Origin of the sequence: Bradyrhizobium prioriisuperbiae (assembly GCF_032397745.1) — a bacterium.
In the GTDB taxonomy this organism is placed as follows: Bacteria; Pseudomonadota; Alphaproteobacteria; order Rhizobiales; family Xanthobacteraceae; genus Bradyrhizobium_A; species Bradyrhizobium_A prioriisuperbiae.
In genome coordinates, this window is record NZ_CP135921.1 from 8,883,715 (window position 1) to 8,895,718 (window position 12,004).

Genomic DNA, 12,004 nt, shown 5'->3' on the forward strand with positions numbered 1-12,004 from the left:
CGCCGGCTATTCCCTCCTGCAGGACTTCCTGATGTTCCGTTTTGCTACCCTGTTCGGTCTCGCATTGTCCACCGCTGCGGGCCTGTGTGCGCCCGCCTTCGCGGCGCCCGCCGACGAGCCGGCCTATGGAGCGGAACTGCAGGGCTTTGAATACCCCTACCCGGTCGCGCGTTACAGCTTCAGCTCGCAGGGCCAGCAACTGGAGATGGCTTATCTCGACGTCAAGCCGTCGACGCCGAATGGCCGCACCGTGGTGCTGCTGCATGGGAAAAACTTCTGCGCCGCCACCTGGGACGGCTCAATCAAGGCGCTGACGGCGGCGGGTTATCGGGTGATCGCGCCCGACCAGATCGGCTTCTGCAAATCGAGCAAGCCGGAGCGTTATCAATTCACCTTCCAACAGCTCGCCGGCAATACCCGCGCGCTGCTTGCCTCACTCGGGATCGACCATTCGGTGATCATGGGCCACTCGACCGGCGGCATGCTGGCGATGCGTTATGCGCTGATGTATCCGGCTGATGTCGACCAATTGGTGCTGGTCGATCCGATCGGCCTCGAAGACTGGAAGGCGAAGGGCGTACCGTGGCTCAGTCTCGACGGCTGGAACGAGCGCGAAAAGCGCGTCACTGCCGACGCCATTCGCGCCTATGAGCGCTCTACTTATTACGCCGACACCTGGGATCCGTCATACGAGCCCTGGGTGCAGATGCTGGCCGGAATGTATCGCGGTCCCGGGCGCGAAGCCGTGGCGTCGAGCTCGGCGCGGCTCTATGACATGATCGCGACCCAGCCGGTGTTCTATGAATTCGAGCGTATCGGCATGCCGGTGCTACTGCTGATCGGCGACAAGGACACCACCGCGATCGGCAAGGACACTGCGCCGCCGAACGTGCGCCCGACACTCGGCAACTATCCGGTATTGGGCAAGGAGGCGGCCAAGCGTTTCCCGCGCGCGCAACTGATCGAATTTCCCGATCTCGGCCACTCGCCGCAGATCCAGGCGCCGGCGCGCTTCCATGACGCCGTGCTGGGATGGCTGCAGCACCCGGAAACCGGCGCGACGCTGACAAGATAGAGAACGAGCTTCGGTCCGAAACAACAAGACAACCGGCAGTCACCTTGCCGGGACATGGCGCATCCGGAGAAAAACGCCCCGGAAATATTTCTTAACATTTCGAACATCAAGACGCCGCGAGCTGCGGCGAAAGATGACACCGCCTGCTCCGACGAGAGTCCGCAACCGAGACCTCGCGGAGTGGCAACAGGGCGAAGTGTCATCCCATGGCCAGAGATTTCGAGACCCAGGGCAAGCTGCTCATCGCGCTTGCCGTGCTGCCGTTCGTGGCCAACTGCGCCGCGGTCCCTCTTGAACAGAAGGGCGCCCTCTCGTCCTATGACCGCCTGGCTGCCAGCAACGGCGTCCTGACCCAGGCGAAGGTCAGCGTCAGCAAGGAGGACGTGCTGGCGGCAAAGACGGTTCGCATCATGCCGACCACCTTCGCGCTCTCGGCGCTCGACGCCAAGCTATCGGATACGCAGCGCGCCCTGGTGGCCAATGCGGTCAACCGATCCCTGTGCATCGGCTTAAGTGACCGGTTCGAGATCGTGGCGCTTGCCCAGCCGGCCGACCTGACGGTACACGCCTCGATCACGCGGATCATTCCGACCGACGAGAACGCCGCCGCCGCATCGAAAGCGCTGTCGGTCGCCACCACGGTGGCGACAACAGCGCTCTCGGTATCCGTCCCCATTCCATCGGTGCGGGTGCCGATCGGCCTCGGTGGCCTCGCGCTGGAAGCGGAGGCCGTCGACGCATCACGCACACAAAAAGCGGCGATGATATGGGCCCGTGGAGCGGATTCCTTCACCAGCCAGCCCCGGGTCTCCCAGGCCGGCGACGCCTATGACCTCGCATCGTCGTTCGGCGAGGACTTCAGCAAACTGCTGGTGACCGGTGCCAGCCCATTCCAGACCTTGCCGTCGCTGCCGTCCATGCAGCGCATCGGATCGATGCTCGGCACGGCCCCCAAACAGTCCGTGTGCGACGGCTTCGGCCGGTCCGGACTGACAGGCATGGTGGCCGGTCGACTCGGAATGCCGCCGGAATGGACCGACAAGGGGGCCGAGGTCGCCGTCAGCGAGAGGAAATAGAACTGCAGTTCACGCAGCGCTCAATGCGGGCGAGCAGGCATCACCACACGATGAGTCCTTCAAAGGCGGCAGCACAATCCGCACCATCAGTCCCTGGGGCGCGCGATCATCGAGCGTGATCTCGCCCGCGTGATCCCGCACCACATCGCGCGCGATCGAAAGCCCGAGTCCGAAGCCGGACTGTCGCGCCGTGGCAGCCCGAGAGGAATCCACCTTGAAGAACGGTTCGAACGCTTTTTCCCGGAATTCGAGCGGTATGCCCGGCCCGTCATCGGCAACGGCAATCTCGATCTCATCGCTGTCACGGACCCGAAGGCTGACCCACACCTCGGTGCCGTGCTTGATCCCGTTTTCGATCAGGTTCGTCATCGCCCGTCTCAGCGCATTGGGACGGCAGAGATAAACCACCCGGTCCGGCCCACGGTAAGATACGGGGTGGCCAACGTCGCTGAATTCAGAACAGATCGTCTGCAGCAGGCTGGGCAGGTCGATTGAAAGCGTGGCTTCGACCCGCCGGTCATCCCGCAGGTAGGTCAGCGTCTCGCCCAGCATGTTGTCGATGGTTGCGATCTCGCGGATCATGTTCTCCTGCACCGCGGCCGAGCTCGGCCATTCGGCGTACAGCCGCAGCCGGGTCAGCGGCGTTCGCAGATCGTGGCCGATCGCCGCCAGCATCCGGGTCCTGCTCTCGACGATGGAGCGAATGCGGGTGCGCATGTCGTTCAACGCCTGTGCCACCTGGACGATCTCGCGTGGCCCCTGTTCGGGCAGCACCTGGTTGTCATTCATGGACAAGCCGAACGCCCGCGCCGCATTCGCAAATGAAGACAGCGGCGAAATGATCCAGCGCGCGGCGTAGATCGCCGGACCGATCAGCAGGATGACAACGATCATCATGATAACGGCGCCTCGCATGGTCAGCACCTGGAACAGGCCCATATCCGGCGGCAGCCGAAACACCAGATTGCCTTGCTTGAGCCGAACCAGGATCATGGAGACATCGTCATCCAGCGCCACTGCCGTCCTCAGGATCACAGCTTCTTTCGCGTCGCTGAGCCTGTCGAGCATCGCCATCAGTCGCGCCTGCCCGACAGGTGTCGGCGAGGTTGCGAGCTGAGCAGCGGATGCCTTCTCGACACGTATTCCGGCATTGCCCGCGGACGTGACGAGCGTATCGATCTCAGCGTCCGGCAGCGCGCTGGCGAGCTGGGAGAAAATCGCGGCCCGCACGATGGACGTGGTCTGGATGAAGCGCGGCGACGGCGGAAGAAACTGGACAAGACCGGCAATGATCACACTGACCAGCGCGAGGGAGATGATGATCAGACCGCTGACCTGGCCCCGGATGGTTTGCGGCAAGATCCGCCATACCAATCGCGTCATTGCAGTTCGACTGCCGGCGTAAACAGATAGCCGCCGAGGCGCACGGTCTTGATCAGCACCGGATCGCCCGGCTCCGGTTCGATCTTGCGGCGGATCCGGCTGACATGGACATCGATGCTGCGCTCGATCGGACCGGCGAGACCGCCATAAGTCAATTCGAGCAGTTGCTCGCGGGACAGGATCTTCCCGGGGTTGCGGCAAAATGCGGCCAGCAGATCGAACTCGGCACTTGTCAACGAGACGCGCGCGCCGGCGGGATTGAGCAATTGGCGCGCGGCGCAATCGACCTTCCAGCCGGAGAAGCACAGCGCTTCCATCTTGTCCGGATGAGCCCGCATGTCGCTCTGGCTGCGACGCAGCAGCGCACGGATTCGCGCGACGAACTCGCGCGGACTGAACGGCTTGGTCATGTAGTCGTCGGCACCGATCTCAAGTCCGATGATACGGTCGACTTCTTCCTTGAGCGCGGTCAGCATGATGATCGGAATTTCGGAGGTATCACGCAGCCGCCTGCAGATGCTGAGCCCATCCTCGCCGGGCAGCATGATGTCGAGCGCCAGCACATCGACCTGATGCCGCGCCAGGCAGGCATCCATGTCGGCAGCAGACGCCGCCACCAGAACCCTGAATCCGCTCTCGCCGAGCACGTCGGCGAGCATGCGGGATATCTCCGCGTCGTCCTCGACGAGCAGAACGCAGGCGGGTGGACTTAGGGGTGCCGAGGTCATCGATTTCGAAGTCCAGCGCCGGTGGTGAGTCATGGTTTGCGAGCCGTTTGTTGATCCCCGGGGATCAGGTCTCGCCTGCCAATATGGCCGAATATGGCCGGGCACAGGGCTCACCGTCCACTCAATCAAGGCAAAAACAGCCCTCCGGAAACATTTCTTAATACCGCCGAAAGCAGAGACCGACCTGACGCGTCAGGCCCTAACCCGCTAAGACCTGACGCATTAACCTGCTATCCTGGCATCCTGCCCTGAACCGAAGCGGCCTCACTGGCCCGCATTCGGACGCAAGGCAGCTGGAGGTCACTATGCGACGCATTGTCTTTCGGCATGAATCGAGACTCCTCTCCAAACTCTCTTTGCGGCCGCTCTCGCGGCAAACACGATGTGCCAACCGGGCTCGCACGACGTTTTTGATCGTCGGTCTCTGATGGTCATCGCATCGACCGGCAACTCTCGTTTTTATCACCGTGACGGCCCCTACGATCTGGCAACCATCGTACAAGCGGCGCACGGCAGCGCGTTGCACAGAGATGTTTGGTTCAGCGGCGTGGCGCCATTGCAGCACGCGACCGTCAATGAGGTGAGTTTCCTGGACAACCGGCGTTATGCGGCCACGCTAACGCAGACATTGGCGGGTGCGGTCATCGTGCACCCGGACCTGGAACACAAGGTCCCCGACACAACCACCGCAATCGTGACAAGCGAGCCTTACGCTGCGTGGGCGCGGGTCGCGGCCCTGTTTCATCCGCGTCGCGCCGCGCGACCGGGCATTCATCCCTCGGCGATCGTCTCACCCCAGGCCACCATCGACCTGACAGCCGAGATCGGGCCATTGTCGATCATCGAAGACGGCGCCGAGATCGGCCCCGGCTGTCAGATCGGCGCCAATTGCGTCGTCGGCCAAGGCGTCGTCATCGGCCCCGATTGCCGAATTGGTGCACAGACCAGCATCAGCCACTGCCTGATGGGAGCCCGGGTGCACGTCTATCCCGGCGCGAAAATCGGCCAGGACGGTTTTGGCTTTGCGACCGTCGGCAGCGGATTTCTGTCAGTCCCTCAACTGGGGCTCGTCCTCATCGAGGATGACGTCGAGATCGGTGCGAATACGACCATCGATCGCGGATCGATACGAGACACCATCATCGGCGCAGGCTCCCGTTTGGATAACCTCGTGCAGATCGGTCACAACGTCACGATCGGCCGATGCTGTGCGATCGCTGCTCAAGCCGGCATTGCGGGATCGGTGACCATCGAGGACTTCGTCCAGATAGGCGGCCAGGCGGCGATCGCCGGTCATGTACGGATCGGCCGTGGCGCCCGGATCGCCGCGCAGGCCGGCGTCATGTCCGATGTCGCGCCGGCATCGGCCGTTGTCGGCAGTCCGGCCCAGCCCAGAACCGAATTTTTCCGCCAGGTCGCCACGCTCAAGAAAATCACACGACGTCGGGAAACCTGACGTCACGAGGAGCTGTTATCGCCGCCGATCCCGCTTCGCCGGGCGCGGCTGCTCTGTCGCGCGTTGCCTTGATCGAACAGGGGTTTTGTGAACAGTATCTGATAACGTCATTCAACGCTTAAGAGACCATCATGGCCATTGAAACTGTCGGCATTATCGGCTCCGGATTGATGGGGACCGGCATCGCGCAAATCTGCGCCGTCGCCGGCCTCAAGGTGATTGTCCGCGACATCAACGAGGACGCACTGGCGCGCGCAATCAAGTCGATCACGGCCAGCCTGTCCAAGCTTGTCGAAAAGCAGAAGATAGAGGATAGCGTCAAGACCGCGGCGCTGGCCTCGATCACCACCACCACCGAGATGAAAGCGTTGGCTTCGGCCGATTTCATCATCGAGGCCGCGACCGAAAATCTCGGGTTGAAGCAGACCATTCTCAAGGAGATGGAATCCATCGCGTCTCCGTCCTGCATCATCGCAACCAACACCTCCTCGGTCTCGGTCACCAAGCTCGCGGCCACGCTGTCTAAGCCGGATCGTTTTATCGGCATGCACTTCTTCAATCCCGTGCCAGTCATGAGCCTGGTCGAGATCATTCGTGCGGTGCAGACCAGCGAAGCCACCTTCGCGGAGACCGAGGCATTGGCCCGCCGTGTCGGCAAGACGCCGATTGGCGTGAAGAACGCGCCCGGCTTCGTCGTCAACCGCATCCTGTGCCCGATGATCAACGAGGCGATCTTCGTGCTGCAGGAAGGACTGGCGTCCCGCGAGGAGATCGACGCCGGCATGAAGCTCGGCGCCAATCACCCGATCGGACCGCTGGCTCTGGCTGATCTGATTGGCCTGGACACCATGCTCGCGGTCATGAACGTGTTCTATGCCGACTTCAAGGATCCGAAATACCGTCCGGCGCCGCTGCTGCAGGAAATGGTCGATGCCGGCTACCTCGGCCGGAAAACCGGCCGCGGCTTCTATCAGTATTGAGACGATAACGCCTTCGGTCGTTACGCCTTGTTATCTCCGGAGATCCGGGACGTGAAAACATTTTGCCGCCGCGTCGCTCTCGGCCTCGTCATGGGCCTTGGTCTCGCTCTGCTCACGGTACCGGCCATCGCACGGACCGTCACCGACTCCGCGGGGCGGCAGGTCGAGGTTCCCGACAAGATCTCAAGGGTCTTTGCCGCCGGACCGCCGGCTTCCACCCTGCTCTATGTGCTGGCGCCACAAGACATGGTGGGCTGGGTGCGCGCGCCACGGGACACTGAGAAGCCGTTTCTGCTGCCGGCGACGCGCGAACTCCCAGAACTCGGCCGTCTCACCGGCCGGGGCGACACCCTCAATCTCGAGCGGTTGGTCGCCGAGAAGCCGGACCTGATCGTCGATTTCGGCAGCATCAACGACACCTATCGATCCCTCGCCGATCGGGTCCAGACACAGGCCGGTATCCCTTATCTCCTGATCGATGGACGCTTCAGCAACACGGCGGCAGCGCTGCGACTGCTTGCCGATGTACTCGGCGTCAAGGAGCGCGGCGAAACGCTGGCGCGCGCCACTGAAGAAATCTTCGGACAAGTGGATCGCGTGCTCGCGCAGGTCCCTGCCGACAAACGGCCGCGCGTCTATCTGGCCCGCGGTCCGGAAGGACTCGAGACCGGCTCGCGCGGCTCGATCAACACCGAGATCATCGAGCGCGTCGGTGCCATCAATGTGGTCGAAGGCCTGCGCGCGAAGGGCGGCATTACGCCGGTCTCACCGGAGCAGCTGATCGCATGGGCACCTGACACGCTGATCACGCTCGACCGCGGCTTCCGGCGGAGCGTGGCGCAGAAGGCGGAGTGGCAGCCGGTGCCTGCGGTGGCAGCCGGCCGCGTCTTCCTGGCGCCAGGTCTGCCCTATGGCTTCATCGACGCGCCACCATCCGTGAACCGGCTGATCGGCCTGACCTGGCTGCTGCATACACTCTATCCGGACAAGGCACCCGGCGACCTGCGCGAACAGGTGCGGACATTCTATCATGTGTTTTACCAGGTCGATCTGACCGACAGTGATCTCACCCGGCTGCTCGACAATTCCGGAGGCTGAGGACCCCGTCTTGCGCACGGCAACTGTCTTCGTTCTGCTGACGATCCTTCTTGTCGCGATGGCTGCGATCGCGTCAGGAATTGGCCCCTATCATATTTCGCTGCCGACGGTGCTCGATGCTATCCTGCAGCGGCCCTTCGGTGACGGATCGAGCCCCGTCGACACCGTACTCTTCAACATTCGTTTTCCGCGCGTCGCGGCTGCAGGTTTCGTGGGCGCTGCGCTCGCGGCCGCCGGGGCGGCCTATCAAAGCCTCTTCCGCAATCCGCTGGTCTCTCCCGACATTCTCGGCGTCTCGACCGGCGCCGGCCTCGGCGCTGTGCTCGGCATCCTGCTTGGCTTGCCTGTGATGGCGATCCAGGTGTTCGGGTTCATTGGCGGTCTGGTGACAGTGATGGTTGTCGCGACACTCGCCCGCGCACTGCGCGGCGGAGGCGACGTGCTGGTTCTGGTGCTGGCCGGCATCGTGGTCGGCGCGCTCGCGGGCGCCGCCATCTCGCTGGTCAAGGTGCTGGCCGATCCCTACAACCAGCTTCCGGCGATCACGTTCTGGCTGCTCGGCAGTCTCGCCGGCATCAAGGCGAGCGACATCGCAGCGACCGCTCCGCTGGTGGCGCTTGGGCTGGCACCGCTGCTGCTGCTGCGCTGGCGCATTGGCGTGCTCTCGCTCGGCGACGACGAAGCCCGCGCACTGGGCGTCAACGTCAGCGCATTGCGGATCGTGGTGATCGCCGCCGCGACCCTTGTTACCGCAAGCGCGGTGGCGATCTCCGGTGTGATCGGCTGGGTCGGACTGATGGTGCCGCACATGGCGCGGATGCTGGTCGGGCCGCGCTTCGACCGATTGCTGCCCGCGGCGATCCTGCTCGGCGCGTCCTTCATGATTGGCGTCGACACGCTAGCGCGCTCGGCCGCGCGCATTGAGATTCCACTCGGTGTGCTGACTGCCGTGATCGGCGGACCGGTGTTCGTCTGGCTGCTCGCCCGACGCCGCCGGGAATTGTTGCCATGACGGCGCTGCTTGAGGCCCGCAAACTGTCGATCGGATATGGCGCCACGCGGATCGCCGCCGGCCTCGACCTGTCACTCGCGGCGGGCACCGTCACCTGCCTGCTGGGGCCGAACGGCATCGGCAAGACCACGCTGTTCAAGACCCTGCTCGGCCTGATCCCGCCCCTCGCAGGCTCGGTTCAGATCGATGGCAAAAACCTCGAGCAGCTTGATCGCCAGGCCATCGCGCGCCAGGTCGCCTACGTTCCGCAGGCGCGCCCACCCGAGTTCGCCTACACCGTGCGCGATCTCGTGGTGATGGGACGAACCGCCTATCTCGGTCCGTTCGGCGTGCCCGGGCCGCGCGACCATGACGCAGCGACCACAGCTCTCGAAACACTGGGCATCGCAGCGCTGGCGGAACGGGATTCGACACGGATCTCGGGTGGGCAGCAGCAGCTTGCCCTGATCGCCCGGGCGCTGGCGCAGGAGGCCCACGTCATCGTGATGGACGAGCCGACCGCAAGCCTCGACATCGGCAATCGCAGCCTGGTGCTCGACACGGTGCGCCGGCTAGCGCGCAGCGGTCTTGCGGTGGTGCTGTCGACCCACGACCCCGAACATGCGTTCGTGGTCGCCGACCATGTCGCGATCCTCGGGCGCAACGACCGCTTCATCACCGGGCCGGTCGAAACCGTCATGACCTCGCAGGAGCTGTCGCAGCTTTATGGTTTGGCGTTGCGCGTCGAGCAGACCCCGTCCGGCCGCCATGTGGTCGGCCCCGACCGAACGGAGATGGCCCCACCAGCAGTGTAGGCCGGTTCGCCCAACGCGATCGCGTCTACCGCTTCGCCTTCTGCAGGTCCGGAGCGTTCACGGCAGGGATCGCGACACGGCCGGGGCCCGTCACCGACAGCGCCGCGGCCGCCTTCTCGTTCTCCATGATCTTGGCCATCACCGCCTGTCCGGCGCGCTCGAAGATCGCCCGGTTCTCGATCACGAATGTCTGCGACTTGCGCAGGCCATCGATATACCCGTTGATCTCCGGCACCACATAACGCGCCACCATGTCCCAGCTGCGACGGGTGTTTTCCGGATTGGCCCAGTCGTGGGCGAAGCCGATGACCACGCCAACGCCGCCGCTCGCCTCCATCAGGTTGCGGATCATTGTCACCAGATCATCGGGCGTGCCGATCACCGAGGCGGCACCTTCGACAAAGGCGGTCTTGTCCACCGCGTCGTCGGGCGAGGCGAATGCTGTGAGCCCGGGCCGCTGCAGGGTGCCAACGTTATACTCATTGTGCCAGCGCATCAGTCCGGGGCCGGCTTCGCGCCGCGCCTGCTCCCGCGTCTCGGCGACGTGCCAGCTCAAGAGCACGCGCCAGTTGGCGCGGCTCACGGTCTGGCCATGCTTCTTCGCCGCATCCTCGGCAAAGCCCCATTGCGTCGGCAGCGCCATCAGCCCCTGGGTCGACATCGAGCCCAGCGAGATGATGCCGATGCCGTATTTGCCGGCGAGCGTCATGCCCGAGGGAGAGATCTGCGACGCCACCACGAACGGCATGTCTTCCTGCAGCGGCCGCATCTGCAGCGCGGCGTCGTTCATGGTGAACCAGTCGCTTTTCGCCGTCACGCGCTCGCCATTGAACAGGCGGCGGATGATGGCGATGGCCTCGTCCTGGCGATCACGCTGGGTCATGGGATCGATGCCCAGGGTGTGCGCATCGGAAGCCAGCGCACCGGGACCGGAGCCGAAGATGGCGCGGCCACCGGTCATGTAGTCGAGCTGCACCATACGCTGCGCCACATTGAAGGGATGGTGATACGGCAGCGAGATCACGCCGGTGCCAAGCTTGATGCGCTTGGTGCGCTCGCCGGCCGCGGCCAGGAACATTTCCGGCGACGCGATCATTTCCCAGCCCGAGGAGTGGTGCTCGCCGCACCAGAACTCGTCATAACCGAGCGCATCGAGCTGTTCGACAAAGTCGAGATCGCGGCGGAACTGGAGCATCGGATGCTCGCCGATCGGATGATGCGGGGCGAGAAAGGCTCCAAACTTGATGCGCGGCATGACGGGGATTCCTCGTATTTTGTTATTGTTGCAGAGGTATTCGTAAGCTACCCGCTGCGGCGGCGCAATAAACCCCGATGCGATGCAGGGCGGCATCTGTGTCGGATTGACACGGTGCTGTGAACCGCAAGCGCGACGCGGCGACGCATCCCAAACCCTTGAATCGCCACGGATCGGTCCCAACCTGTTCCGCACGAGGAAAAAATCATGAGTTATCTGCGAACAGCGATGCTTTTGGCCGGCCTTACCGCACTTTTCATGGGCGTAGGCTACCTGATCGGCGGCAGCGGCGGCGCGATGATCGCGCTGTTGATCGCGGCTGCGACCAATCTTCTCGCCTACTGGAATTCGGACCGCATGGTGCTGTCGACATACGGCGCCCAGGAGGTCGATCAACGCACGGCACCTGACCTCGTGAACATGGTGGCGGATCTGGCCCGCCGGGCCAAGCTGCCGATGCCGCGGGTCTACCTGATGGACAACCCACAGCCCAATGCGTTCGCCACCGGCCGCAACCCGCAGAATGCGGCGGTGGCCGTGACCACCGGGCTGATGCAGTCGCTGAGCCGCGAGGAACTCGCCGGCGTGATCGCGCACGAGCTTGCGCACATCAAGCATCATGACACGCTGCTGATGACCATCACCGCGACCATCGCCGGCGCGATCTCGATGGTGGCGCAGTTCGGCATGTTCTTTGGTGGTAACCGCAACAACAACGGCCCCGGTATCATCGGCTCGATCGCGATGATGATCCTTGCGCCGCTCGGCGCCATGCTGGTGCAAATGGCGATCAGCCGCACCCGCGAATATGCGGCCGACAATCTCGGCGCGCGCATCGTCGGTCAGCCGATGTGGCTGGCATCAGCCCTGGTGAAGATCAGCAATGCCGCCCACGCCGTGCCGAACATGGAGGCCGAGCGCAATCCGGCCACTGCGCACATGTTCATCATCAATCCGCTGTCCGGGCACGGCGTCGACAACCTGTTTTCGACGCATCCATCAACCGAGAACCGCATCGCCGCGCTGCAGCAGCTTGCCGCCGAGTTCGGCTCGGTGCCGTCGGCGCGTCCGACGGCCCGTGATTCCCGTGCGGGCGGCTCGTCGCAATCACGCGGCCCCTGGGGTTAAGGCACCGGACTATCCCGGC

The 12,004-nt window shown here is 63.8% G+C and carries 11 protein-coding genes; 8 read left to right on the forward strand and 3 right to left on the reverse strand.

Going from position 1 to position 12,004, the window contains the following annotated elements; translation table 11 throughout:
- The first annotated feature begins 31 nt into the window (after positions 1–31).
- Complete coding sequence (locus RS897_RS41255) at positions 32–1,075, forward strand: alpha/beta fold hydrolase (protein WP_315834396.1); 1,044 nt, start codon at positions 32–34, stop codon at positions 1,073–1,075.
- 206 nt (positions 1,076–1,281) lie between these two features.
- Entirely contained in the window at positions 1,282–2,151 is an 870-nt protein-coding gene (locus RS897_RS41260) for a DUF3313 domain-containing protein (protein ID WP_315834397.1), read from the forward strand.
- Between the two features lie 9 nt (positions 2,152–2,160).
- On the opposite strand, the gene RS897_RS41265 is transcribed toward RS897_RS41260, so the two are convergent.
- Together RS897_RS41265 and RS897_RS41270 are read right to left on the reverse strand one after the other, a co-directional pair.
- Entirely contained in the window at positions 2,161–3,534 is a 1,374-nt protein-coding gene (locus RS897_RS41265) for an ATP-binding protein (protein ID WP_315834398.1), read from the reverse strand.
- Complete coding sequence (locus RS897_RS41270) at positions 3,531–4,262, reverse strand: response regulator transcription factor (RefSeq protein WP_315834399.1); 732 nt, start codon at positions 4,260–4,262, stop codon at positions 3,531–3,533. Before RS897_RS41270 ends, RS897_RS41265 begins: the two co-directional genes overlap by 4 nt.
- Positions 4,263–4,689: 427 nt before the next feature.
- Between RS897_RS41270 and lpxD the strand changes: the two genes are divergently transcribed.
- From lpxD to RS897_RS41295, 5 genes are all read left to right on the forward strand, one after another.
- Positions 4,690–5,718 (forward strand): UDP-3-O-(3-hydroxymyristoyl)glucosamine N-acyltransferase, encoded by a 1,029-nt coding sequence (lpxD, locus tag RS897_RS41275; protein WP_315834400.1) that lies wholly within the window; start codon positions 4,690–4,692, stop codon positions 5,716–5,718.
- A gap of 131 nt (positions 5,719–5,849) precedes the next feature.
- Positions 5,850–6,698 (forward strand): 3-hydroxybutyryl-CoA dehydrogenase, encoded by an 849-nt coding sequence (locus tag RS897_RS41280; RefSeq protein ID WP_315834401.1) that lies wholly within the window; start codon positions 5,850–5,852, stop codon positions 6,696–6,698.
- 90 nt (positions 6,699–6,788) lie between these two features.
- Positions 6,789–7,796 (forward strand): iron ABC transporter substrate-binding protein, encoded by a 1,008-nt coding sequence (locus tag RS897_RS41285; RefSeq protein WP_315838917.1) that lies wholly within the window; start codon positions 6,789–6,791, stop codon positions 7,794–7,796.
- Between the two features lie 10 nt (positions 7,797–7,806).
- Entirely contained in the window at positions 7,807–8,808 is a 1,002-nt protein-coding gene (locus tag RS897_RS41290) for a FecCD family ABC transporter permease (RefSeq protein ID WP_315834402.1), read from the forward strand.
- Positions 8,805–9,602: an ABC transporter ATP-binding protein gene (locus RS897_RS41295; protein ID WP_315834403.1), complete on the forward strand. Its 798-nt coding sequence runs from the start codon at positions 8,805–8,807 to the stop codon at positions 9,600–9,602. The genes RS897_RS41290 and RS897_RS41295 overlap by 4 nt, the downstream gene beginning before the upstream one ends.
- 25 nt (positions 9,603–9,627) lie before the next feature.
- On the opposite strand, the gene RS897_RS41300 is transcribed toward RS897_RS41295, so the two are convergent.
- Positions 9,628–10,857, reverse strand: a complete 1,230-nt coding sequence (locus RS897_RS41300) for an LLM class flavin-dependent oxidoreductase (RefSeq protein ID WP_315834404.1) — start codon at positions 10,855–10,857, stop codon at positions 9,628–9,630.
- A gap of 207 nt (positions 10,858–11,064) precedes the next feature.
- Here RS897_RS41300 and htpX point away from each other — a divergent pair, with 207 nt between their 5' ends.
- Entirely contained in the window at positions 11,065–11,985 is a 921-nt protein-coding gene (gene htpX / locus RS897_RS41305; RefSeq protein WP_315834405.1) for a zinc metalloprotease HtpX, read from the forward strand.
- Positions 11,986–12,004: the final 19 nt, after the last annotated feature.

What these genes read in the sequence shown, in the direction of transcription:
- RS897_RS41255 (WP_315834396.1), top strand. Translation starts at nt 32, where the DNA reads ATGTTCCGTTTTGCTACCCTGTTCGGTCTCGCATTGTCCACCGCTGCG.
- RS897_RS41260 (WP_315834397.1), top strand. Translation starts at nt 1,282, where the DNA reads ATGGCCAGAGATTTCGAGACCCAGGGCAAGCTGCTCATCGCGCTTGCC.
- RS897_RS41265 (WP_315834398.1), bottom strand. Translation starts at nt 3,534, where the DNA reads ATGACGCGATTGGTATGGCGGATCTTGCCGCAAACCATCCGGGGCCAG.
- RS897_RS41270 (WP_315834399.1), bottom strand. Translation starts at nt 4,262, where the DNA reads ATGACCTCGGCACCCCTAAGTCCACCCGCCTGCGTTCTGCTCGTCGAG.
- lpxD (WP_315834400.1), top strand. Translation starts at nt 4,690, where the DNA reads ATGGTCATCGCATCGACCGGCAACTCTCGTTTTTATCACCGTGACGGC.
- RS897_RS41280 (WP_315834401.1), top strand. Translation starts at nt 5,850, where the DNA reads ATGGCCATTGAAACTGTCGGCATTATCGGCTCCGGATTGATGGGGACC.
- RS897_RS41285 (WP_315838917.1), top strand. Translation starts at nt 6,789, where the DNA reads ATGGGCCTTGGTCTCGCTCTGCTCACGGTACCGGCCATCGCACGGACC.
- RS897_RS41295 (WP_315834403.1), top strand. Translation starts at nt 8,805, where the DNA reads ATGACGGCGCTGCTTGAGGCCCGCAAACTGTCGATCGGATATGGCGCC.
- RS897_RS41300 (WP_315834404.1), bottom strand. Translation starts at nt 10,857, where the DNA reads ATGCCGCGCATCAAGTTTGGAGCCTTTCTCGCCCCGCATCATCCGATC.
- htpX (WP_315834405.1), top strand. Translation starts at nt 11,065, where the DNA reads ATGAGTTATCTGCGAACAGCGATGCTTTTGGCCGGCCTTACCGCACTT.